The following is a 23,135-nucleotide window of genomic DNA, read 5'->3' as shown; positions in this document are numbered from 1 at the left end:
GAAGTTGGAAGGGTTGTATCTAAAAATGTGGGTTAAAAAAAGATGGTAATAATAATTTTTGATTACTTATCATAAATTAACCTATCTAGTGTCCATCCATAAACTATGGTTTTTGTATGAAAGCGATCAGCCATCAGCGTTCAGCTTTCAGCAAAACCTATTTAAAACAAAGAGTTAGCTGACGGCTGAAAGCTCCATCCAGATATTTTTTCTTTCTGGATGGACACTATCTACATAAAAGATGGCAGGAATAGCGCAATCTGCGGGAAAAGGGTCAAAAGAGCAATAGCAGCAACTGCGGAAATGAGAAATGGCCATATACCCCTGAAAATGGTTGTGAGCGGCACATCAGGCGCAGCGCTTTTAAGTACAAAGACATTTAATCCAACCGGGGGAGTGATAAGCCCCATTTCCAATACTATTACCATGAGTACACCAAACCAGATAGGATCAAACTGCATTGCTTCAATTACAGGAAAAATAATCGGGACTGTAAGGATCATGATCGCATAACAGTCCATTACACAGCCAAGTAGAATGAAAACGATAATAATAGCATAAAGAATGACTATTTTAGGAAGGGCAAGTCCTGCTACAAAATCTGCCAGGCCCATGGGAAGCCTGGCAAGACCCAGAAAAGTTGAAAAAATATTTGCACCGATAATAATAAGAAAAATCATGGCAGTTGTCCTGCCTGATTCCATCAGGCATTCCACCAGTTTTTTCCAGGTCATTTTTCTTTTTAAAACAGATATTAATAAAGCTCCAAAGGCCCCTACTCCTGCTGCTTCATTAGGAGTAAAAACACCCATATATATGCCTCCCATAACAATAATGAAAAGCAGCAGCATTCCCCATGTTCCTGAAAGAGATTTCATCTTCATTCCAAAGGATGTGTTCTGGCCTCTCGGTCCCATCTTCGGATTAATTGTGCACAGGATAAAAATAGTAGCTATAAAGAGAAGAGCAAGAAGTATCCCGGGAATAAAACCTGCCATAAAAAGCTTGCCTATTGATACCTCGGTCAGGATACCATAGATTATAAAACCTATGCTTGGAGGAATAAGTATGCCCAGGGTTCCACCTGCGGCAACACAGCCTGTGGACAACCGGTTGTCGTATTGGTATTTCTTCATCTCGGGGATGGCCGTCATACCCATTGTTGCCCCTGTTGCAAGGGAAGAACCGCATATGGCGGCAAAACCTGCACAGGCAAGGATGGTTGCCATTGCAAGTCCGCCTTTCAGGTGCCCCATCCAGGTATATACCGTTTTATATATGTCTGTACTGATTCCGGAGACAAAGGCAAACTGCCCCATTAGCACAAAGAGAGGTATAACGCTGAGAGTATATGAAGAACCCTCTGCCAGGGGTGTTATACCGAGTATTCCCATTGCGCTGTGGAACCCTATCAGATACCACATGCCCAGAAACCCCACAATGGCCATGGCTATACCGATATACATCCTTAGAGCCAGAAGCAGGAACATTATAAGAATGCCTATTATACCGGTCATTTCGGGGCTCATTAATTAATGCCCCCCTTTTTGCTTTTCAAAAAAAAGACAATATCCTTTATAAATTCAATGCACAAAACAGCGCAACCAAGGACAAGAAAAAAAACAAAGGGGTAACTTGGCACAGCAAGATTTGGTGATGATTCTCTTGTCCCCATCATTTCAACGGCTTTTCCAAAACCCATCCAGACAATCAGTATCATGATAACCAGACAGGCCAGATGATTTAAAATTTCAATAAAAATCTTAAATTTATCAGGAATGATCATCATGAAAAGGTCAACAGATATGTGGGATTTTTTGGTTTGAGTATAGCCTAAAAAGGAAAAGATCAGTATAAGAATCATAAACTCTGTGAGTTCATAAGCCCCCAGGACCGGCTTATTAAAGATACACCTTCCTGCCACGTCCATGATAGTAAGGCACATCATGAGAAAAAGTGACAGAGCGCCGAAATAGGCGAGATAAGTGCTTAAGCGCTGGAGAATTTTTATAACGTCTTTCACTCGACTCCTAGAATCCTTGACCACTTGAACCCTGATTATTCATTAATAAACTCAATTGCCGTATCAAGTATTGCCTTTCCCGGTAAATTTTTATTATTCATTTCCTCTACCCACTCTTCTCTTAAGGGCATAGTCAGTGCCTGAAGTTTTTTTATGTCTTCAGAAGGAAGTTGAATTGTCTGCATTCCTTCTTTAAGGCATTGTTCTCTCTCAACCAATCTCATTTCATCATACGCTTTTCCTGCATCCCTGGACATTACAATACCTGTCGTCTGATCGATGATTTTTTTGATGTCATCAGGTAAAGAATCATATTTTCTCTTATTCATAACTATCATCATGGTCATTGTATAGAAATCTGTTTCAGTGGAATACTTAAGAAGTTCGGCCAGTTTAAAAACATGCAAACCATTCCAGTCGAGGACAGTTCCATCAACGACCCCTCTTTCGAGTGCTGAATAACTTTCAGAAATTGGCATTGTAACAGGGACCGCACCAAATGCCTTGAGTGCCTTTGTGACATGGGGACTGGCAGTCCTGAACTTCATACCCTGAAAATCTTCAAGATTTTTTATGGGTTTTTTCACTGTATTAAAATGGCCCGATGGATGACAAAACAGGGCAAGTACTTTGACTTTTGAATACTCCTCCTGAAATTCGGAAAACTCCTCAAAGGTTTTCCACATGGCAACAGATGTCTTTTCAGCGGAAGGGATCATAAAGGGAAGTTCAAATACGGTAGTAAGCGGAAAACGGCCCGGTGTATAGTCCTGGAGAGCATAAGTAATATCTGCTATACCTTCTTCAGCCAGGTTATAGTGGTCTGCAGCCTTGCCGAGTGCGCCCCCTGAAAACATAGTGACCTTAACCCTACCCCCGGACAACTCTTCAATTTTTTTTGCCCATGGCTCGAAAATCTTAGTCTGCACTATGTGTTTTGGGGCAAAGGGCTGTGCAACTCGGAGTTCAATTGTTGTTTCGGAAGAACAACGTGGGAGAAAAACAAAAGATAGCACAATAATACAAAATAAGAGGATATGTCTTTTATTCACAGTTACTCCTTTAAAGTCTTTATCAGGTTAAAAATTATACTAAAAAAGGACAGTCTCAAAATGAAACTGTGCTGAAATATGCATTCAAAACTAATAACTGTGTTTTTCGGTTTGACAATATTTCACAAATAAAAATATATATCAACCCATTACTATAAAAAAACAGAAAAATTCTCTAACTGCCTGCATAAATACAAGCAGTTAGGTAATAAATAATAATAATCTAATTTCGGGTTATCAAACTGGCGCTTGCATAACGATTTTGATCATGCATGTAGGGGAAACCCCCTGTGGTTGCCCGAGATTTGATCCTCTACAAAAACACATAGGCAGGCACGGGGGCCTGCCCCTACAGTAATATCCACCATTTTTCCTGAGCCATGTACCTTTCACCATCGTTCATATATTCATTTACCTTGGATGGGTATTGGACGTGAATAATATCAACCAAGCTATTAATTGTTCTCCAGTAGTAATGGCAACCATGGCATTGTTCTGGTTGGGCGCGATTTTGGATCATCAGGTTTTGTTCCTTTAAGATACTCCTTTAAATTACTCCACCCGTCATTATCAAGGTCACCATCAGTATCATTTACCAGTGGATTGAGCCCATATTGAACCTCCCAGCCGTCAGGCATACCGTCTCCATCCGTATCGGAATTCTTCGGGTTGGTTCCGGCAGTATACTCATCAATATTTTTAAGACCGTCATTATCCGGGTCATTCGCCGCATCATTAAAGAGCGCATCAAGGCCATTGAGCCTTTCCCAAGCATCAGGCATGCCATCAGAGTCTATATCACCAAGGCCGCTTAGCAGACGGTTATAAAAGGTCTGTTCATGATTAAGGTAACTGCCATAGCTTTGATCTATAAACTTTTCAGGATCACGTGGATCAATACGGCAGGTCAGTGGTATATAGGGTTCTGTCGAATAGGGTTTGTACTCATCACTTACCATGATATCACAGTACCAGGGCACATAATTCTCCTCGATCACAGCTTTTATGGGAGGATTGTTTGTCTCACTAACTACATAGTGCATATTGTAACAGTGCTGACAATAGGAGGCTCCTGCAAGGAGCAGGATATATTTCCCCTCGCTTAATGCCTTTGTAACCGCCTCAGCCTTTGATGTTACCCAGGTCAGGGGTACATTATCCTGAGCTGATAACCGGTTTGGTAAAAGAATAATTGTGATTGTGATCAGCAATACGACAGGGGTAAGAAGCAGGAGATTTTTTTTCATTTGCTTTATAACCTCAGTATCTTTAGTAGAGGGCGTTCTTTTCAGGCCATAGTCTTTGACGAAGGCTGATTACATGCCACCTCTTTATCGGTGGGGAATAAAACCCCACTCTTCTACGAACATACAAAACCTAAATGGATTCCCGTCTGCACGGGAATGACAAAAAATCCTTATTTCTAGATTAATCCCCTAAAAGCAATGGCAGCCAGGGCATAGCTATCCTCCTGGGTCTGGACCTTCTGTCATTGGGCAATGTCCCTTCCTGGTATTCTTTTAAATTGGAAAAGCCGTCACCATCAAGATCAAGATCAGCGTCATTCACCAGGGAATTTAAGCCATACTGCACCTCCCAGCCGTCAGGCATGCCGTCTCCATCTGTATCTGCCTTCTTTGGATTAGTTCCGAACCTGTACTCCATGAGATTTGCAAGACCGTCACCATCAGGATCAAGTGAGGCATCATTTATGTCTGGATTCTGACCGAATAATTTTTCCCATATATCAGGCATGCTATCATAATCTTTATCCTTAATTACTGACCTGCCATACCCATATATGTTATCTTTCCCAAAAGTGCCCATATCAAAAGCGTTTTCTTCTATATACCCCTTTAGCTCCTGAAGAGTCATTTCCGGATCTATTGAAAGCATCAATGCCGCTACCCCTGCTACATGGGGAGCCGCTGCTGATGTACCCAGGAAAGGCCTGTTATCTTTAAAAGTAGCGTGTGTATAGGTTGTAACAGCATCCGGCCCCATAATATCAGGCTTTATCCTTGCAGGGCTGCCATTCCAGTCATTTGTTGGTCCCTGTGAGCTGTACTCCTCCTGCGGGCCGGTTTGCCATTGGGTGCGATCTATAGCGCCAACTGCCATTACACTTGCTGCATCAGCAGGTTCAGACAGGGAGCTTGAAGAGGTGGCCAAAGCAGATATATTTAATGATCCATTATAATTAACAAATGGAACAAACTCACTTGTCCCGCCCAGGTATATCTCAAGTTTGACTCCTTTAGGGGTCTGCGTATCATACCTGGCCACATAGAGTGCATAGAATCGACCTCTGGTTTCAGCATCTGGTATATTTAGAGATATATATTCCACAGGTTCCTGCGTCCCTGTCTGCCAGTACTCTGAACTTGTTACAAAATCGCCAACTTCCATGTTCTCATAATCAAATTCATAGAGATACATATCATAATCTATATTTGAACCAGGCCAGTCATCCCATCTCATTAGAATAGAGACTTCGGATGTGCTGGGTTTACCGTCATCATCCTGGTCGGGGAGAGCAAAAAGCACATTATAATTGCTGCTGGAATCATATTTTATAAATTCATGCCATTCATCATTATCATAATCATTAAATGTCCCTTCCCAGTGTGACCCAAAGGTTAGAGTAATTCCATCCTCTTCATATGTGTAATTCCCGTAATTCCCTGCCGATGTTATAACCAGTATCCCTGCATCCCTCAACTCATCAAATGCCTCATTGAGAGGCCCTGTCCCATCACCTGGGCCGGTGCCAAATGTGCCTATGGATAAACTCACAATATCGATATTGTTGTCTATGAGGTAATCAATAACCTCATATCCGCCTATCTCATCTCCCAGTTTAACAAGGTGAAGCTCAGCATCAGGGGCCATATCATGGATTATCTCGGCACAGGCAGTGCCATGATAATATTCTGTTTGAAGCCCTGAACCTGAAAAATCCCAGGTTATAACATTTGCAGGCAACTCCCCGGCTGATATCGCTGCTGTTAAGCCTTTAAACCCTACATCAACAACCGCCACCTTTATACCTGCTCCCCTGTAGATGGTGTCATTGAATATATTCGCGCCTGTAAGGTTAACTCCCTCTGTGACCTTTCCGGTTGGGTAAAATTTGAATGGCAGCCTTGCAAATCCTATTGAGCTGTTTTCAATAATAAGTTTCTCGGCCTTATCTACTGGCACCTCTACGGCCATAAAACCCGGACGTTTTCTTATTATTCGCCCCCCGGCATTTATAACACTGTTTGATACCTCATCTTTATCCTCTGTTGTATTGAGGACTATCCTGATATCCTTTTTGCCCTGATCAATTGATCTTTTGATCTCTTTCCTTAAAGAGGTTGTCATTACCCTGTGCGGAGGCCCTTTTTCTTTTTTCGCTATTACAGGTCTGGGTTTAGTATGGGATGGTTTTTGCCCCTTTGCCTCAGATTTTTCCTGAATCATATTAATGATTCTCTTTCTCATCTCTGTTTGAAGGTCAGCCTTTTTTAGAGTTAAAGGCTCTTTGGATGTCCGGTAAGGGAAAAGGATAATTGTGATTGCAGCTAGCAGCACAACAGGGATAAGAAACAGAAGGAATTTTTTCATTTTACAGCACACCTCAGATATAATAATGGACTATATATAAAAGCTAAAAAAAAGGTCCTAAAAAGTCTGTTACCCTGTTTTGATCGCAACCCTTTGGAAAAATAGGTAAATCAGAAAAGCAGTGTTAAAAATGAAAAAGGTTAAACAGATCAAATGGGCTGCAAACTACCAGAGATTCATATAAAAGTCATCTGAAAAGGTTGGACATAATAGCCTGTATAAGCTTATAAAAAGGATTAGAATATAATGTATCGATTTTCTGATCGGGAAATATTATTAAAAAGTCAAAGACTTTTAAAATAGCATGATTTAAAAGATTATTGAGTTTAAACAAAAAAACACTTTCGTGTATTTCGCGCCTTTCGCGGTTAAGTATTTGTAGAGACAAGGCATGCCTTGTCTCTACATGGTGTTATTATATACTCGTGATTTAATAATTATGAATATGGACACTGAAAGCTGCTATAAAAAAAACAGCATCACCGACTTTATTTACAGGATCAGAAAGCACCCTGATTTCAGTAAGGCATTTGTACACCTTAAGCATATTCCTGCTGTAGAGGCTTCTTATGGAAAACCGCTCAATATCAATTGCGAATTAGCTGCCATACTTAAACGAAACGGTATAGAAAGACTATTCAGCCACCAGTCCGAGGCAATAAATAGAATAAGAAACAATGAGAACATTATAATAGCCACCCCCACTGCCAGCGGAAAAAGCCTTATCTATAACCTTGCTGTGCTGGAAAGGCTTATCTCAGGGGAAAACAGCAAGGCATTATATATCTTCCCATTAAAGGCCCTTGAACAGGATCAATATAAAACCCTTACTGCATACCTGAAAAATATAAAATCCAGAAAGATAACCGCTGATATATATGACGGTGACACAACCCAGTATAAGAGGCAGAAGATCCGCTCAAAGATGCCTGACATCCTCTTTACAAACCCTGACATGCTCCATATGGGCATCCTGCCTGTTCATGAAAGATTCAGGGAGCTTTTTACAAATCTGCAATATGTGGTGATAGATGAGGTGCACACATACAGGGGCATATTCGGTTCACACATGAACCAGATTATAAGGAGGCTGAAGAGGGTTTGCAAAAGATATGGAGCAAACCCCAGGTTTATCCTGCTCTCTGCTACCATAAATAACCCCCATGCCTTCGGTAGGCTTCTTATCGGTGACAGTGTAAGCGTCATAGATACAGGCGGTTCGCCAAGGGCAGACCAGTATTTTATGTTCCTTAACCCGGACACAAGCTCCAACTTTTCTGCGGCCAGGCTCTTTGGTTACTGTATGCAGGCGGGTTTCCGGACTATCGTTTTCACACAGTCACGACAGGTGACAGAGCTGATACATATATGGACATCGCGTCTTTCACCGGATTTAAGACGCAAGGTAAGCTCATACAGGGCAGGCTTTATGCCTGAAGAGAGGCGTGAGATAGAAAAAAGGCTTGCCACAGGCGATCTCTTAGGTGTTGTCTCTACAAGCGCCCTGGAGCTTGGGATAGATATAGGGAATCTGGATATCTGCATACTTGTAGGTTACCCCGGTACCATCATAAACACATGGCAGAGGGGCGGAAGGGTGGGGAGGTCAGGCAGGGAATCCATGATAATAATGGTTGCAAAGCCTGATGCCCTTGATCAGTATTTTGTAAAACACCCGGATCACCTGTTTGAAAGATCATATGAGGCGGCCATACTTGATCCTGACAATGAATATGTAGTGAGGTCGCACCTCCCGTGTGCGGCAGATGAATTTTTGATAAAAGAGGAGGACAAACTATACTGGCCCACCAACCTGAAAGAAAACCTGGAGCACCTTGAATCAAAGGGTATGCTCATCCGGTCATCTGACGACCCTCCCTCATGGCGGTCTGAAAAGGATCATCCACATAGAGAGGTGAATATCAGGAGCGTGGGAAAAGGCTATACCATATTTGACAGGGGTACAGGTGCAGCCATTGGTACTATAGATGCCATGAGGGCATTCAAGGAGTGTCACCCCGGGGCAATATATCTCCATATGTCAAAGCAGTATGTTGTTGAGACCCTTGATATAGAGCACAGGGATATAATCGTGAAAGAAAGTGACCTTAACTACTTTACCAGGGTGCACACTGACAAGGATACAGAGATTATAGAGGTAAAAAGGAGTAAACCCGAAGGCCAGTTCATAGTTAAGGAGGGGACAATAAAAGTAACAGAGCGGGTTACAGAGTATGAAAAGCGTGTGCTCCCGGGCCAGGAGCTTATAGGGGTCTTTCCCCTTGACCTGCCTGAACAGACCTTTGAGACACACGGCTTCTGGATAGAGATAGACGAGGTTATAGATCAGTTGATCCAGAAGATGAACCTCCAGCTAATGGGTGGCATACATGCTATTGAACATGGTGCAATAGGCATATTCCCGCTGTTTGCGCTCTGTGACAGGAATGATATAGGCGGCATATGTTACCCCCTGCACCCCCAGACAGAAAAGACCACTATATTCATATATGACGGCCACCCCGGTGGAGTCGGCCTGGCCAGAAGGGGTTTTGAGATAATCGCAGAACTCTTAAGAAAGACCCATGATCATATCCAGTCATGCGAGTGTGAAGAGGGCTGTCCATCATGCATACACTCACCCAAGTGCGGTTCAGGCAATAACCCGCTGGACAAGGGGTCTGCCCTGGCCATTCTGGAATACCTGCTCGGTGATATACCGGTAGAAAGTTTTTTTTCGGCTGAAAAGATCACTGACGATGAAAAACCCTCAACTGAGAAAACCATTAAACACAAGAAACCTGACCACAGGATCCTCTTTTTTGATCTTGAAACCCAGAAGCTCGCACAGGAGGTAGGCGGCTGGAACAATTGTCATCTAATGCGCATTTCAGTGGCCGTAATATATGACAGTATCCAAAAGAAGTTTTATACCTTCACAGAGGACAAAATCGATCAATTGATTATGAGGTTCAAGGAGGCTGACCTTATAGTAGGCTTCAACACAAAGGGGTTTGATTATAAGGTGCTGGGCGCATATACAAACATAAATCTCTATGACCTCCCCTCATTCGATATTCTGGAAGAGCTGTATAAACAGCTCGGGTTCAGGCTTTCGCTTGATAACCTTGCAAAGGAGACAATAAAGAAAGGTAAATCAGCAGATGGGCTCAAGGCCGTGGAGTGGTTTAAAAAGGGTGATATTGATAGTATTAAAAAATACTGTATCCAGGATGTTGCAGCTACAAAAGACCTCTTCTATTATGGCCTTGAAAAGGGCCATCTCTTTTACAGGGACAAAAAGGATAACAGAAAAATAAAGGTTGATGTGGATTGGGACATGAATAAAATTGGTATAGGGCATAAGGTTTAAGGTAAGGGGCGCAGGGTAAACAATGAACCTTTTTACAGAACTTATAGATATCATATATCCAAAAAAATGCCATATATGCATGGATTTCCTTGATGACAGTGAAAGGAAACTCCCGGATATATGTAACACCTGTTTTTCTAGCTTCCCTCTGCTTACTCACCCTTTCTGCTCCATATGCGGGGTGCCGTTTGTATCAAAGGTTGAGGAGGATCACCTCTGCGAAAAATGTATCCGCACAAGGCCATTTTATGATGAACTGAGGTCGCCATATCTTTATGAGGATAAGATCATGGAGGCAATTCACCGGTTAAAATATTCAGGCAAATCATATCTGGCAAAATCCATGGGGCGTCTCCTTGCAGACTTTTTAACAGAGTGGACAGGTGATCTGGATGGCATGATCATGATACCTGTGCCGCTCCATAAAAGAAAACTCAGGCAGAGGGGATTTAACCAGAGTGTGCTTCTTGCAAAATCAATAAGCAGATTGCTTAACCTGAAAACAGATTACTTCACACTTACGAGAATAAGGTATACAGAGACCCAGACAGGGCTTACACTGGAAGAGAGAAGGAAAAATGTAAAGGGGGCATTTGAGGTAACTGGCAATGCCAATCTGAATGGTAAGGGTGTGATACTGGTGGATGATGTTGCAACTACAGGGAATACTATGGATGAATGCGCCAGGGTGCTAAAAAAGGCAGGTTGCACGAGGGTCTTTGGTCTTACGCTGGCAAGAACGGCTGCATATTGATATTACATGGAGAATATATGAAGGATCACAGAGAGAAGGTTAAATCAATAGATGATGCACAAAAAGAGATCAACCTCCTTAAAAAAAAGGGAAAAAGGATAGTATTTACAAACGGGTGCTTTGACATACTGCATATAGGCCATGCAAGGTATCTGTATGAGGCACGGGCGCTTGGTGATTTTTTAATAGTGGCAGTGAACAGCGACAGCTCTGTTAAGGCATTAAAAGGGCCAACAAGACCTGTGGTGCCGGAAAATGAAAGGGCTGAAATGATAGCTGCCCTTGGCTGTGTTGACATGGCCATTATTTTTGATGAAGAGACCCCCTATGAGGTGATAAAAAAGATTGTCCCCCATGTGCTTGTAAAGGGTGGAGACTGGAAAGAGGATGATATTGTGGGAGCTGATATAGTTAAGAGGGCAGGCGGGGTGGTAAAAAGCATTCTCTTTATAGAGGGTTCATCAACCACAAATATTATAAACAGGATAAGATAGTATATTACAGCTATTACAGGGCTGAAAAGCAGACGCCTTTGACTTTTTCCACCAATCCCAGGATCCCTGAAAAGCTGTCAGGCTTTTTCATATAATCGGAAATGCCTAGATTGGAGCAATATTGTATATCATGTTCGGAATCCGATGTACTATACACAAGTATGGGAAGGTTTGCATATTCAGGATTCTGTTTAATCTCCTGTAATGCTTCCCGTCCATCCTTCCGCGGCATTTTAAGATCAAGCACAATACATGAAGGGATGGTCGGTCCATTTGTCGAATATTGTTTACGGCCAAACAGATAGTCCAGCAGTTCCTCACCATCCTCAACGAAAAAAAGGCTGTCTGCAAAATTACTCGTCTGAAAGGCCTGCTCAATCAGGAATCGATCATCCGGGTCATCTTCTGCAATTAAAATAAGACCACGTTGTTTATCTTTATCAATCTGCGTCATTTGTCTGCCTCAGGGGTAATGTTACAATAAATGTCGCGCCTTCTCCGGGAACACTACTGGCTGCAATCTTTCCGCCATGACGCTCTGTAATTTTACGACATATGGCAAGCCCCATGCCGGTCCCCTGATATTTGTCCTGTGGATTAAGCCTTTCAAATGGCATAAATATCTTATCAACATATACCATGTCAAATCCGATTCCATTATCATTAATTATCAACTCACAGAACATCCTCTTTCTCTTGTCATCGATTTTCAGTATGCGGCTTGATATCTTTACCACCGGGGCCTGACCCTCCCTGTGGTAATGGATCGCATTAGACAGCAGATTCTGGAAAAGCTGGTGCATTTGAACTGGATCGGCATCAATTTTAGGCATGTCACCTGTTTCAATAACAGGCGTAAAACTACCCTCTTCAGGTAAAAGGTCCCTGGCAATATCATCTACAATCGTTTTAAGGTCTACCAGTTCGAAGGGTCCTGTTTTTGAGGATACACGGGAATAGGAAAGCAGGTCCTTTATTAATTTCTGCATGCGATCCGCTGCCTTGTTCATTCGCTGCAGATAATCTTTTCCCCGATCTGTTAACATCTCTTTCAATTCATTTTCTATCAATTCACCAAATAATTTTATCTTTCTGAGAGGTTCCTGGAGATCATGAGAAGCGACATATGCAAATTCCTGCAATTCCCTGTTTCTCCATTCCAGTTCAGATGTACGTTTTCTGACTTTTTCTTCAAGGCTGTCATTGGCTTCCTGAAGCGCTGTTTGTGCCCTTTTTCGATCAGAAACGTCTGTACAGTAAAGATTTATGTATTCTTCACCTGTCGGTTGTATCGCAATTACATTGAATGTCTGTCCTGTCAGAGAAGTTATTTCTGTTTCAATTGGGTTAGCCTTTTCCCATGCCTCATGTATGAGATTGAGTATTGAAGCGGGCGGAAGTTCTCCAGATTTCCATTCAAGACTTTCCAGCCAGTTCCGTGCTGGTGCATTTGCATAGAGGATATCCCCATCCATTGTGCAGCGCATTACGGGGTTGGGGTTCTCTCCCGGAAAATGTGCCAATGCGCGAAGAGCTTTTTCTGTCTTTTTCTGCTCAGTTATTTCTCTGGCGATTTCAATTACGCCGATAGTATTACCTTCATTATCCTTGACGGGGGCAGATCTTATATCCCATGAACCCAGTGCTGAAGGCCAGTGTGCCTGGTTTTCGGGTGTCAGTTCACCACTCTGGGGTTGTCCCGTCTCTGATGCCTTTATTACCGGACAATCTATGCATACTTTTTCCAGACCCCAGCAATGAAAGCATTTTTTGCCCTGTAACTTTGACAGAGGGAGTCCGGCTTGCTTTAGATATACCCTGTTGGCCCATATCAGATTATTCTCATTATCGTAGTATGCGATTAACTCATCTGCATTATCCAGAATAAGGCTTTTTTCATTTTCAGCATTTACCAGCGCCATCTCAGCATTCTTCAATGCGGTAATATCAGTTCCAACAGCTAAAATTTCTTTAACATTTCCTTTGTCGTCAAAAATAGGTTTGTTGGTCCATGCTATCCAGACGCGTGCTCCGTCACTCCGGACATTTTCATTGACATTATTTTCATATTTATCCGGGGAGGATGTTATCTTATTCACAAGGCCGGTTAGGTCTATTCCTGTAGAGTCTTTGTCTGGTAACAGAATACTGACATTTCTGCCGATAATATCATCTTCCCTGTATCCAAAAAACTCCTGAGCATACTCATTGAAGAAAACCAGCGTCCCGTCAATCTTCCAGCGTATAATAGCGCTGTTTGCATTCTGTACCAGTTCCCTGTATTGGGCTTCACTTTTTTTGAGCGCAATCTCAACCCTGACCTTGTCAGTAACTTCGACAAGGGTAAATACAAGTCCTACGACCTTTCCATCAGGATCCTTTGCCGGAATCAGACTCCAGTCCCAATAGGTAATGCCACGTTCCGGCTGATCCGGGAACTCAAAAGGTTTGGCTTCAACATAAAAAGGCTCTCCCGTATCAACAACCCGCTTGAAGATCTCCTGATTTTCTTCATGAGGATAAAGGTCAAAATGATTTTTACCAGGAAAGAAAGATGGCTCCTGTTTGCAGCTCTCTGCATAGGATTGATTCACCCACAAAAAATTGAACTGCGGATCAAGATATACTGCCATAATGTGAGTGAGGTCAAGGATTCCAGCCATTACCTGATTAATTTCTGCAGGCTCTGTACATTTTTCTCTACTTTCCGATTTAAGCTTTTCTCCTCCAAAAAATAACTTAAAACGGGAGACAGCTTTTGATTTTGAATATTTATCAGAGGTGAAGGATAAAGGGGTTTTAATAGTTTTTTTATTCATACTTTACCCTTATATTACCTTCCTCATTTTGATTAGCAAAAGCCATAACAAACAGAATGTTTTATATCTTAAAATAAAACAGATTGCTATTATACCGATTTCAATGATTTATCGTGAGATCAGAATATATCAGAATATTAATAATTGTCAGTATTTATTATCATTAATGTTTGAGAGGAAGGCATATAAAAAATTTTGATCCTTCTCCAGGTTGACTTTGAACTGTAATGCTTCCTCCATGTCGACTCACGATTTTGCGGCAGATAGCAAGCCCCATCCCGGTGCCTTCATATTCCCCATGGGTATGGAGCCGCTCAAAGGGTAAAAATATCCTGTCTGCATGGCACATATCAAAACCGATTCCATTATCCTCCACAGATAGTTCGCAAAACTCATTCATTTTCCCCTTTCCCTGTTTACATATGATTCGACCTGATATTTTGACAACCGGGGTCTCACCTTTTTTGCTGTAACGAACTGCATTAGTGATCAGATTCTGAAAAAGCCGTGTTATTTGAAGTGGGTCTGCTTCTATCTGCGGCAAATCGGCTATTTCAATCTCAGGTTTTGTTTCTTTCCATATGGGTCTTAGATCCTCAGTAACCCTGTCAGCAATCAAATTTAAATCAACAGGTTCAAAGGTAAGATTCTGAGAGGAAAGGCTTGAGTAGGCAAGTAAGGACTTCATTAAATGCTGCATTTTCTTTGCCGAACTTCTCATACGTTCCAGGTAGTCATTTACCTTTTCCGAAATGGTGCCGGAAAGTTCTTTCTCGACAAGATCAGAAAACACCTGGATCTTCCTGAGGGGCTCCTGCAGGTCATGGGATGCCACTGAAGCAAATTCCTGCAATTCATGGTTTTTCCACTCGAGTTCAGCGGTGCGCTCCAATACCTTTTTTTCCAGATCATCATTAGCCTGCTTCAAGGCTTCTTCCATCCGTTTCCGCTCCACTATTTCCCAGGCTACATCAGCGAGAAACGATACAATCTCCACGTCCGTTTCTGTATAGCCTGTAGGTTTATTACCTACCCCCAGTATAGCAACTATCAAATTCTCCTTTATAACCGGCACAACAAGTTGACGAATTACCTCTGCGTGCCCATCAGGCAGCCCCTTTCTGCCGGGTAAAGATGGATAATCATTATGAATCACAGGCTTTCGTTGACGTACACAATCAACCCAGATACCAGCCTGCTCAATATTATAATGCATCCCTTTTCCTTCTGTATGACAAAATTCCTTTTCAGTCCTGGTTGACCATGCCTGAAGTATGATCGATTTCTGATCCCTGTCAATAAAATGGTAAAACCCGATGGAACTTGCGGTTAATAGTTCAATCTCATCCAGAGTTTTTTGAAGCAGCTCCTCAAGTGAACATTTTATCATGTATTCAAATAAACGCAGTCGGACATCAACAATACTCGTTCCACCGAAATTTTCAATAAATGGATACCTTTCCATCTCTGATACCTTTCCATGCTCTCAAATTTTAATTCATGTAAAAGAATTTAAATGAATACCATATCCCTTGTAAATACATGATAGCCTGTATTTATTTATGGCCAATAATAAGGTTTAATTTACCATCACATATAAAGATTTACGCTGAGGCCATTTATCGGGCCGTATTGATAATACTAAGTTTTCAAAGGAGGTTTTCATGAAAACGTCACATACCAGCAGGTACAGAGACATGCTGGCATTTCCACTTATAGAAGCCCTGCTGGGCCGCCGCTCAAGGCGGTTTTTCATGGGTGCTGAAATCCCTGACGGTGTATTTGCATATAAATCAAAATATGAACCGATGCCTTTAAGTGAGTTTGAAAAACTGGTTATTTTATCGGCATGCGGCGGAAACACATTATGGAACAATCTGATATATCGTGCTGAAAGGTATGCCCCATATCTTTCAAATTATGCAGCTTCAGCAGCAGGAAGGGTCTTTCCATCAGCAGCAGGATTTCACACAAGTAAAACATTTTTTACTGACGATGACGGAGTATATGTGCTTGAAATGCGGGACGGGCCGGTAATTGAGCATAGAGAAGATGATGGTTCCATAGACATTGATAAATTTATCGCCAATGTTAAAAGCAATATCAGGAAAATCACTGATGGACGTCTCAGGATTCTCTCCGAATTGCCCTATACCGAAGCCCATAATACATGGGTTTATAATAAACCCTCAACAATGGTGGTTATACCCGTCGGGGATCTGTCTCAGCATGTGCTTCTCAATCTTTGTTACATGCTTCAGAACGGCCTGGTGCTCTACGATGACATAAACAAACGGGCTGTGCCGGGCATTGAGGCATTTAGGGGGCTGGTCGACGTATCTGTTACCTGGCCAATAACCTTTGTTGAGCAGTGGTCTATGTCTGAACTCACTGTAGAGCTTGCAACAAGTTGTTACGCCGGGGTTTTGATGCTTCAGGCCATGGGACTTGGAGGATGGATGTTTAATGGTGTTGACCCATTTGCTGTTTTAGGGGCAAGCGGCGATCCGAATGTGCCGGGGCTTGGATTCAGATACGATGTTGATGCCCGGTGGCCATACCCCAATCCAACAGGTCTTGAGGGTGTTATGGAGGGCTTCTGCCCTCCACACTATAAGGATATGAGGGCTGCGGTGGATGCCCTTTGTGAAAGGAAATTCGGACCCGGCGGCCCATTTAACCGGGAAACACCAGGCCCATGGAAAGACAGCCCGAGGGTGCGCTCTGCTGCGCAGACACATGATGAAAGATTCAGGGAGTGCGTAGCGCTACAGGCTCAGTATATATATGAAACCTTTGGCAAGTTTCCTGGGACAATCCCTTCCATGTTTCTCATAATGCATCTACAGGCGCATCACATTGATCTGGAATTTTATGACAAATTTTATGAGCCTGGTGCATATCTTGAGTCACACAAAAAACATATGAAGAACTGGCATACATAAAAGTGTTAAATTGAAACGAGGTTTACCATGGAACAATTAATAAATATCATTATAAAAAGATTAAACAAAAAAGGTATGCAGGATAACCTTGTGCCATCGTATATCAGAGATGTTGCCAATGTAGCCGTCTCTAAATATCCTAATCTCAAAGAGTTGAACCGGAGACTTGGGACGCTCGGATGGCATGAGTATGAACTTGACGATCATACTCTTCAATTAATTGAAGCGGTGATAGAAAAGGAATGTTTCATAAATGGAATAAGCATTGAAGAAGGCGCCAGTTCAAAGGGAGGCTCAATACCCCGGATGTTTCAGCTGGCTGCATACTCGCCTGCATCCTGATGGCTATTGAAAAAAATGAATAAGAGTCATTTTTCCTGATTGACTATTTTATCTGTACGATCTTTCCATCAGAAAGCGTCGTATAAAGAGAACAAACCTGTTAATAGAAGGAGATAAGACATGGCAAATTGTGTCGAAATGAAAAAAGGTGATGTTTATATATGTGAAACATGCGGTTTAGAACTACGGATCACCAAGACATGCGCATGCATTGCCGGAAAAGAGGTATCATGTTCTGTTCCATTACAGTGCTGCGGCCGGGATATGACAAAAAAATAAAATCTGAAATTGTTAAGGGATGGTGTTTTTTTGTCTGATCTTACATTAAACGAATTCAGATATATTCCAGAGGAAAAATTAAAAGATTTCCTTAAAAAGGAAAGAGATAAAATTTGTAATTTTGAGCCTGATCAATCTGCGATCAGCCCCAATAAAAAAGGATGTTTTATAAAATATTTCATTAAAACAGTATTACGCAATATCAGGCTTGTATAGATTGTACCCAGCCTGTATGTTTATCAACAACAAAAATCCTTTCCATAGCGATATCTCCCATGACTTTTGCCCTGACCTCAAATATCTCTCCTTTTGACTCTATCTTCCCGATATGAAATTCATGATTTTTCCAACACTCAAGATAATTATCTATCAGATTTTTTACTACGCTTTCATCCATATGCGCATTTGATTGGCGATCCGGAACAATAAAGTGAAGTTCATTTTTCATCGATCTTTCCCCATGTTTTCCTTTTCTTCTTCGAATTCCGTGGCTCTGGCATCATCGCATGGCTCATCATTATCAGCGCTCCTGTGGTGTTCCGCGGACGGAGCTTTTGTACAAAAGGGTAGAGGCCACTCCTGATCTTGATTCTTTTTATCTTTTTGATTTTTCTTTGTCATACAGGCCCCCTTAGATAATATTTGCTGACATATTAAAATGCGCTTTGAGTTTTCTTTTCTGCCTGTAATGATCAAGTGAAGAGGCTATATTATTTTTCAGTTCCTCTAAATCATGGGATTTTAAAACATAAAAATCAGCAGCTGTTGATTTCATGTCCTCCCTGAATGTATCATATGCGCTGCAGATACCAACGGGTATATCCTCAAACCTATTCTTGATAGCCTGCAAAAGGTCAAGACCGTTATAATCTCGTAATTGAATATCAATTACGACAATGTCCGGATATTCTATCTCTATTTTTTTAACGATATTGAACCCTGTTGACACTGTCACAACAATATATCCTTCATCCTCTAACTCTTCAGCGTATAGCATTCGAATATGCTCTTCATCATCCACTATCATTATTTTATCATTCATACTTTTTTTCCTATTTTGAAGGAATTGTCAGAACCGGGCATGATGCAATGCGAGCAACCTTTTCGGTTACAGAACCAAGAAGAAGGTGCCGCCAGCCTGTTAAGCCGTGCGTCCCCATAATTATGACGCTGACCTTCGATTCTTCTGCATATTTCGCAATTTCTTCAGCCGGGTTTCCGTGCAGGATTACTGTTTTTGATTTTACTCCCTGGGACACCTTTTCTTTAACAGTCATTTCGAGAGATTCGGTTGCATGCTTTTTTATATCACTGGCAATATCTTCAGGAAGATAGGCATTGGAAGCCATCATCCCGGGTGCGAATCCGGGTGATGAGGGGAAGACCTGCATTGGAGACACCACATGAATTAATATGAGCTCTGCCCTGAATTCTTTTGCCAGATCATCGGCAGCCTTTAATGCCTTGTAGGAAGGCTCGCTGAAATCGGTGGGACATAATATTCTTTTAAATAGCAGCATCTTTTTCTCCTGTTTAATCAGTTTGAATAATTATTTAATAATAATCATAATGAAGATACCCGAATTGCCGTTATTCTAACCGGAACGATCTTTACTGTTTATACCTGGACCTTCCCATTAAAAGATGCACGCACAATCGAGAATTACTTATGAATTTACGGTTTAAACTGAAATATGTATATAGGGTCTATCCTGTATTAATTCATAGATAAATGTGTACGACTCAGCTTGTGTAGTATAGACAAGCGAGCGGCTAATGATTACATTATGGCGTAATTGGATGACCTTAATAAAAAGAGGTATGAGTAAATTGCTGACAGGCATAAATGGTCATTCGAATACATACGATTTAGTAACGTGATAAGGAATGGAAGGCTTTAAGTTACACATTGAGATGGAAAGACTTTTATAATAGGTGAATTTATCATGAAAACAAATATTCTACATTATATAAACCCTCTGCACATCTATTGCAGATTTTGTGATATAGGTATTTCCGAAAAACGGGCAAGGTCATTGTGCACCGCCTACGAAAATTCCATTTATAAATGGTTCATAAGGGGCTGCAAGAAATGCAGATGCTAATAACTGACCTTTTATTTTTATGACTTTAGCAAGTCCTCATCAGGTCTTATAACAGGCATAATCTTAGGTATAATATGATCGCCCTTTCTTTTTCGTACAAAGGCAAAAAAAAGGCTTGAATATTAGCAATGCATGATTATTTATAGGCCATGGATAAAGCAAAAAAGTTTCAAATGAAAACTTAAAGGCTTTACATGATTGGACATAAAAGGGGGTGGAACTATGGATACCAAATTAAAAAATAAAAGGTCCACAAAAAAGGACCTTAAAAAACGTGATGAGGTATTATGCTATGATCTTTGCGATCCATGCATAAATTATTATATAGTTGATAACTGCGGTTGTATGCAATATCAGATTGATTCCTGCGGCTGCGGCTGCGGTTGCTAAAATATAGAAGCAGGGCCGGTGTGAGGATTCCGGCTCTGCTTTATTTATTATCAGGAGATATTAAAAATATTTTAATTTTAGATGCCAAAAAATCCACCCGCTAATCCTGAAGTATCATGGGTTAGCCGCAGCAGACAAGTTCACAGACGCCGGCTTATTTCATTATAAGTAGTAACTCATAATCTCCGCAAGTTTCAAATGATTAACACCTCTTCCTGCAAGGGGTCCGTTTTCAAGGACAGAAAAATTTCCTTCAAATGAAGGTCGGTTGTTCTTATAAAAAATACCAACTGGTATCTCATCTCCCCATATCTGCGATTTTTCCATTGCCGAAACCCAGTTTAAAGGATCATAACCAGTGGGCAACTCCGTGCACCTTTCCTTATACCACTTAAAGGTATTCACATGATTGAATGAGACACATGGCTGAAGTATATCAACTATGGCAAATCCCCTGTGGTTCATCGCCTCTATTATCATTGCTGTCAGGTGTTCCTTCATCCCGGTAAATGAACGTGCTACAAAGCCAGCATGAAGAGAAATAGCTGTGGCAACAGGGTTAAAAGGAACAGGGATCACCCCTTCTGGTTGTGTCTTTGTAATAAACCCCTTATCAGAGGTCGGGCTGGCCTGACCCTTGGTTAAACCATAAACCTGATTATTATGTACCAGTACTGTTATATCTATATTGCGTCGTATAGCAGAGAGGAAATGATTGCCCCCTTCACCATACATGCATCCGTCTCCGCTCTCGGCTATGACTGCAAGATCGGGGTTAACCAGTTTTGCGCCGGTGGCAACCGGTAATGCACGGCCGTGGAGGCCATTGAAGAGATTTGCGTTTAAATAATGAGGGGCCTTTGCAGCCTGCCCGATGCCTGAGACAAACAGTACCTGGTGCGGTTTCAGCCCCTGTTTAACAAGAGCATCCTTAACAGCATCAAGAAGATTGAAATTCCCGCATCCGGGGCACCATGCTGTTTCATATTCACCATAATCTTTTAGAGTGACCATCTTCAGCCCTTTCCTTTAAAGCAAAAAAATTTATAGAGTCAACCTGTCAAGAATAAAATCGGGCGTTATCGGGAGACCATCATAACGCAATACTCTGGTCTCTATCATAAATCCTGTCTCGCGACGTATCAGTTTCGCAAACTGGGATGTGGCGTTTCCTTCAACCGAGACGACTCTCCCTGCCCCTTCAAGATATTTTAAAAAGTTATCCGGATAGAGGGGCCACACCTGTGAAAAATGAAGGACTGCTGTCTTTTTGCCTCTTGATTGAAGCAGCCCCGCTGCCTCCTTCACTGCCCCTTTTGTTGAGCCCCAGCAGACAAAAAGGATCTCTGGTTTGTTATTACCGGTATATTCCGGTAAAACAGCTTCACCCTCCATATTATTTACTTTGTTTATCCTTTTATCCACCATATGCGGCCTCAGGTTAAGGTCTTCGGTCATATGACCTTCTTCTGTATGCTCATGGCTGTCTGCAACTACAAGGTTTTCCGAAAAACCCGGAAGGAGGCGGGGTGATATACCGCTTTCGGTAATCTTATAGCGTTGATATGGTGTAGATATATTGGAGGCCCGTTCACCCGGGTTCACACAGGTAAGCTTTTTTATGTTAACCGGTTTTACGTCCTGATAAGATTCGGCAATATACTGGTCAGTAAGTACAAAGGCCGGAACCTGAAATTTCTCTGTCATAAAGGCCGCCTTCCGGCTAAGGTATAAGCACTCCTCGACATTACCGGGGGAGTAAATGACCCTGGGAAATTCTCCATGACCTGCGTGAAGAACAAGCATAAGATCAGCCTGTTCAGTGCGTGTGGCAAGACCTGTTCCCGGCCCGGGCCGCTGGGCGACCACAATTACTATGGGGGTCTCACTTATTCCTGCAAGGCTCACGCCCTCTGTCATCAGTGCAAATCCCCCGCCCGATGTCGGAACGATAGCGGGGGCTCCAGCATATGAAGCACCCAGGGCCATGTTTATAGCTGCTATTTCATCTTCCACCTGCTCTACTATCAGACCCATTCTACTTGAATAATCTATAAGGGTCTGGGCTATTGATGTGGCCGGGCTCATAGGGTAAAAGGAACAGAACTTAATCCCTGCTGAAACAGCTCCAAGGACGATTGCCTCATGGCCTGTCAGCATCCATTTTTTTTCAGGTTTCATAATTTCAGGTAACAGTTTAAAATCAATCTTGTTTTCATCAAGCCACAGTAAGGCGGCCTCAATTGTAATAATATTTTCCTTTGCCTTCCCGCTGTCCATCGATTCTTTAAACACGCTCATGAGGGTATTTTTATCAACACCGATCAGGCCGGCGACTATCCCTATCGCAGCGCTGTTTCTGGTTACTTTTTCTCCGGGCAATTTGGAAGGGACGATGATTTTTCTATCAAATTCAATTTCCCAGTCATCGTCACAGATAACAACAGCATCGTCTGTCAGTCTATTCCGGTGGATTTTATAACTTTCTTTGTTCAAGCATACCAGGATATCTATCCAGTCATATGGAGATTCTATCTTACCTGTACCGGCCCGTATGGCAAAGACATTATGCCCTCCCCTGACCCTCGATTCGTAGGTCTGCGTGACATGAATCGAATAGCCTTCCCGGATGAGGCTTTTAGCAAGAATAGGCCCGACAGTCTGAAGCCCCTGACCGGCCTCTCCCCCCAGCATTATGTTTACACTGGTTTTATTCATATATCTCTCCCGTTCTGCTTCCAACTATTCCTGTTTCAATAATTCCTGCTGTTTTATCTAATTAAGCCTGTATTATAGGGCTTCAACAATATTAAGTTTATAAGGTGGATCATGTATTTTATAGGGTCGTGTTAAGCTAAGCAGCCAAACAATATCTCAATAATGCGTCATTTATATTAAAAGGGAACATTTTCCTTTTCAGCCTCTGCAATTGTCATTACTTCTTTTC

The 23,135-nt window shown here is 42.0% G+C and carries 21 protein-coding genes; 7 read left to right on the top strand and 14 right to left on the bottom strand.

The features are described from left to right. Positions 1–230: 230 nt before the first annotated feature. The 5 genes from GX654_19140 to GX654_19120 form a co-directional block, all read right to left on the bottom strand. Positions 231–1,529 carry a TRAP transporter large permease gene (locus GX654_19140; GenBank protein ID NLD38980.1) on the bottom strand — a complete coding sequence of 433 codons (1,299 nt, stop codon included), beginning with the start codon at positions 1,527–1,529 and terminating at the stop codon, positions 231–233. Further along, a complete protein-coding gene (locus GX654_19135) occupies positions 1,529–2,023 on the bottom strand; it encodes a TRAP transporter small permease (GenBank protein NLD38979.1) in 495 nt (164 codons plus the stop codon). Before GX654_19135 ends, GX654_19140 begins: the two co-directional genes overlap by 1 nt. Positions 2,024–2,058: 35 nt before the next feature. Further along, complete coding sequence (locus GX654_19130) at positions 2,059–3,075, bottom strand: TRAP transporter substrate-binding protein (protein ID NLD38978.1); 1,017 nt, start codon at positions 3,073–3,075, stop codon at positions 2,059–2,061. Positions 3,076–3,530: 455 nt separating this feature from the next. Further along, positions 3,531–4,322, bottom strand: a complete 792-nt coding sequence (locus GX654_19125) for a DUF255 domain-containing protein (protein ID NLD38977.1) — start codon at positions 4,320–4,322, stop codon at positions 3,531–3,533. Between the two features lie 181 nt (positions 4,323–4,503). Then, the gene (locus tag GX654_19120) at positions 4,504–6,687 is read right to left on the bottom strand and encodes a S8 family serine peptidase (protein NLD38976.1); all 2,184 of its coding nucleotides are present in this window, start codon (positions 6,685–6,687) and stop codon (positions 4,504–4,506) included. A gap of 445 nt (positions 6,688–7,132) precedes the next feature. On the opposite strand from GX654_19120, the gene GX654_19115 reads away from it, so the two are divergent. The 3 genes from GX654_19115 to rfaE2 are packed head-to-tail and all read left to right on the top strand — an operon-like array spanning position 7,133 to position 11,308. After that, positions 7,133–10,060, top strand: a complete 2,928-nt coding sequence (locus GX654_19115; protein ID NLD38975.1) for a DEAD/DEAH box helicase — start codon at positions 7,133–7,135, stop codon at positions 10,058–10,060. A 22-nt stretch (positions 10,061–10,082) separates the two neighbouring features. After that, the gene (locus GX654_19110) at positions 10,083–10,814 is read left to right on the top strand and encodes a ComF family protein (protein ID NLD38974.1); all 732 of its coding nucleotides are present in this window, start codon (positions 10,083–10,085) and stop codon (positions 10,812–10,814) included. A 17-nt stretch (positions 10,815–10,831) separates the two neighbouring features. Then, positions 10,832–11,308, top strand: coding sequence for a D-glycero-beta-D-manno-heptose 1-phosphate adenylyltransferase (gene rfaE2 / locus GX654_19105; GenBank protein NLD38973.1), 477 nt, complete (start codon positions 10,832–10,834; stop codon positions 11,306–11,308). 13 nt (positions 11,309–11,321) lie between these two features. On the opposite strand, the gene GX654_19100 is transcribed toward rfaE2, so the two are convergent. The 3 genes from GX654_19100 to GX654_19090 all read right to left on the bottom strand — a co-directional run bounded on the left by GX654_19100 (position 11,322) and on the right by GX654_19090 (position 15,592). Next, positions 11,322–11,762 (bottom strand): response regulator, encoded by a 441-nt coding sequence (locus GX654_19100; GenBank protein ID NLD38972.1) that lies wholly within the window; start codon positions 11,760–11,762, stop codon positions 11,322–11,324. After that, the gene (locus GX654_19095; protein ID NLD38971.1) at positions 11,749–14,127 is read right to left on the bottom strand and encodes a PAS domain-containing protein; all 2,379 of its coding nucleotides are present in this window, start codon (positions 14,125–14,127) and stop codon (positions 11,749–11,751) included. The genes GX654_19100 and GX654_19095 overlap by 14 nt, the downstream gene beginning before the upstream one ends. A gap of 163 nt (positions 14,128–14,290) precedes the next feature. Continuing rightward, on the bottom strand, positions 14,291–15,592 hold the full coding sequence (locus tag GX654_19090; GenBank protein ID NLD38970.1) for a GAF domain-containing protein: 1,302 nt from the start codon (positions 15,590–15,592) through the stop codon (positions 14,291–14,293). A gap of 199 nt (positions 15,593–15,791) precedes the next feature. On the opposite strand from GX654_19090, the gene GX654_19085 reads away from it, so the two are divergent. The 3 genes from GX654_19085 to GX654_19075 all read left to right on the top strand — a co-directional run bounded on the left by GX654_19085 (position 15,792) and on the right by GX654_19075 (position 17,909). Further along, the gene (locus GX654_19085; protein ID NLD38969.1) at positions 15,792–17,072 is read left to right on the top strand and encodes a hypothetical protein; all 1,281 of its coding nucleotides are present in this window, start codon (positions 15,792–15,794) and stop codon (positions 17,070–17,072) included. A gap of 27 nt (positions 17,073–17,099) precedes the next feature. Continuing rightward, positions 17,100–17,414 carry a hypothetical protein gene (locus GX654_19080; GenBank protein NLD38968.1) on the top strand — a complete coding sequence of 105 codons (315 nt, stop codon included), beginning with the start codon at positions 17,100–17,102 and terminating at the stop codon, positions 17,412–17,414. A gap of 309 nt (positions 17,415–17,723) precedes the next feature. Further along, the gene (locus GX654_19075) at positions 17,724–17,909 is read left to right on the top strand and encodes a hypothetical protein (protein NLD38967.1); all 186 of its coding nucleotides are present in this window, start codon (positions 17,724–17,726) and stop codon (positions 17,907–17,909) included. Here the strand turns inward: GX654_19075 and GX654_19070 are convergent. From GX654_19070 to GX654_19055, 4 genes are read right to left on the bottom strand one after another with little or no spacing between them, the layout of a single operon-like run. Continuing rightward, positions 17,896–18,141, bottom strand: coding sequence for a hypothetical protein (locus GX654_19070; protein NLD38966.1), 246 nt, complete (start codon positions 18,139–18,141; stop codon positions 17,896–17,898). The genes GX654_19075 and GX654_19070 overlap by 14 nt on opposite strands. Then, a complete protein-coding gene (locus GX654_19065; GenBank protein ID NLD38965.1) occupies positions 18,138–18,314 on the bottom strand; it encodes a hypothetical protein in 177 nt (58 codons plus the stop codon). Before GX654_19065 ends, GX654_19070 begins: the two co-directional genes overlap by 4 nt. 10 nt (positions 18,315–18,324) lie before the next feature. Beyond that, the gene (locus GX654_19060; GenBank protein ID NLD38964.1) at positions 18,325–18,735 is read right to left on the bottom strand and encodes a response regulator; all 411 of its coding nucleotides are present in this window, start codon (positions 18,733–18,735) and stop codon (positions 18,325–18,327) included. Between the two features lie 10 nt (positions 18,736–18,745). Then, positions 18,746–19,213 (bottom strand): universal stress protein, encoded by a 468-nt coding sequence (locus GX654_19055; protein ID NLD38963.1) that lies wholly within the window; start codon positions 19,211–19,213, stop codon positions 18,746–18,748. Positions 19,214–20,020: 807 nt separating this feature from the next. On the opposite strand from GX654_19055, the gene GX654_19050 reads away from it, so the two are divergent. Then, positions 20,021–20,188 (top strand): hypothetical protein, encoded by a 168-nt coding sequence (locus GX654_19050; GenBank protein ID NLD38962.1) that lies wholly within the window; start codon positions 20,021–20,023, stop codon positions 20,186–20,188. Positions 20,189–20,350: 162 nt separating this feature from the next. Here GX654_19050 and GX654_19045 read toward each other — a convergent pair whose 3' ends face one another. Then, positions 20,351–21,202 carry a 2-oxoacid:ferredoxin oxidoreductase subunit beta gene (locus tag GX654_19045; protein NLD38961.1) on the bottom strand — a complete coding sequence of 284 codons (852 nt, stop codon included), beginning with the start codon at positions 21,200–21,202 and terminating at the stop codon, positions 20,351–20,353. Between the two features lie 30 nt (positions 21,203–21,232). Then, positions 21,233–22,906, bottom strand: coding sequence for a 2-oxoacid:acceptor oxidoreductase subunit alpha (locus tag GX654_19040; protein NLD38960.1), 1,674 nt, complete (start codon positions 22,904–22,906; stop codon positions 21,233–21,235). Positions 22,907–23,135 lie beyond the last annotated feature (229 nt).

The sequence above is a fragment of the Desulfatiglans sp. genome, from assembly GCA_012513605.1.
GTDB lineage: Bacteria > Desulfobacterota > DSM-4660 > Desulfatiglandales > HGW-15 > JAAZBV01.
Note: the sequence above shows the minus strand (reverse complement) of the source record. Positions and strands in the feature narration are given on the sequence as shown.

Excerpts from the sequence above, each read along its gene's own strand:
- GX654_19085 (NLD38969.1), top strand. The coding sequence starts at position 15,792 with ATGAAAACGTCACATACCAGCAGGTACAGAGACATGCTGGCATTTCCA.
- GX654_19140 (NLD38980.1), bottom strand. The coding sequence starts at position 1,529 with ATGAGCCCCGAAATGACCGGTATAATAGGCATTCTTATAATGTTCCTG.
- GX654_19040 (NLD38960.1), bottom strand. The coding sequence starts at position 22,906 with ATGAATAAAACCAGTGTAAACATAATGCTGGGGGGAGAGGCCGGTCAG.
- GX654_19090 (NLD38970.1), bottom strand. The coding sequence starts at position 15,592 with ATGGAAAGGTATCCATTTATTGAAAATTTCGGTGGAACGAGTATTGTT.
- GX654_19110 (NLD38974.1), top strand. The coding sequence starts at position 10,083 with ATGAACCTTTTTACAGAACTTATAGATATCATATATCCAAAAAAATGC.
- GX654_19120 (NLD38976.1), bottom strand. The coding sequence starts at position 6,687 with ATGAAAAAATTCCTTCTGTTTCTTATCCCTGTTGTGCTGCTAGCTGCA.
- GX654_19065 (NLD38965.1), bottom strand. The coding sequence starts at position 18,314 with ATGACAAAGAAAAATCAAAAAGATAAAAAGAATCAAGATCAGGAGTGG.
- GX654_19080 (NLD38968.1), top strand. The coding sequence starts at position 17,100 with ATGGAACAATTAATAAATATCATTATAAAAAGATTAAACAAAAAAGGT.
- GX654_19050 (NLD38962.1), top strand. The coding sequence starts at position 20,021 with ATGGATACCAAATTAAAAAATAAAAGGTCCACAAAAAAGGACCTTAAA.
- GX654_19095 (NLD38971.1), bottom strand. The coding sequence starts at position 14,127 with ATGAATAAAAAAACTATTAAAACCCCTTTATCCTTCACCTCTGATAAA.
- GX654_19045 (NLD38961.1), bottom strand. The coding sequence starts at position 21,202 with ATGGTCACTCTAAAAGATTATGGTGAATATGAAACAGCATGGTGCCCC.
- GX654_19060 (NLD38964.1), bottom strand. The coding sequence starts at position 18,735 with ATGAATGATAAAATAATGATAGTGGATGATGAAGAGCATATTCGAATG.
- GX654_19115 (NLD38975.1), top strand. The coding sequence starts at position 7,133 with ATGGACACTGAAAGCTGCTATAAAAAAAACAGCATCACCGACTTTATT.
- rfaE2 (NLD38973.1), top strand. The coding sequence starts at position 10,832 with ATGAAGGATCACAGAGAGAAGGTTAAATCAATAGATGATGCACAAAAA.
- GX654_19100 (NLD38972.1), bottom strand. The coding sequence starts at position 11,762 with ATGACGCAGATTGATAAAGATAAACAACGTGGTCTTATTTTAATTGCA.
- GX654_19125 (NLD38977.1), bottom strand. The coding sequence starts at position 4,322 with ATGAAAAAAAATCTCCTGCTTCTTACCCCTGTCGTATTGCTGATCACA.
- GX654_19070 (NLD38966.1), bottom strand. The coding sequence starts at position 18,141 with ATGAAAAATGAACTTCACTTTATTGTTCCGGATCGCCAATCAAATGCG.
- GX654_19055 (NLD38963.1), bottom strand. The coding sequence starts at position 19,213 with ATGCTGCTATTTAAAAGAATATTATGTCCCACCGATTTCAGCGAGCCT.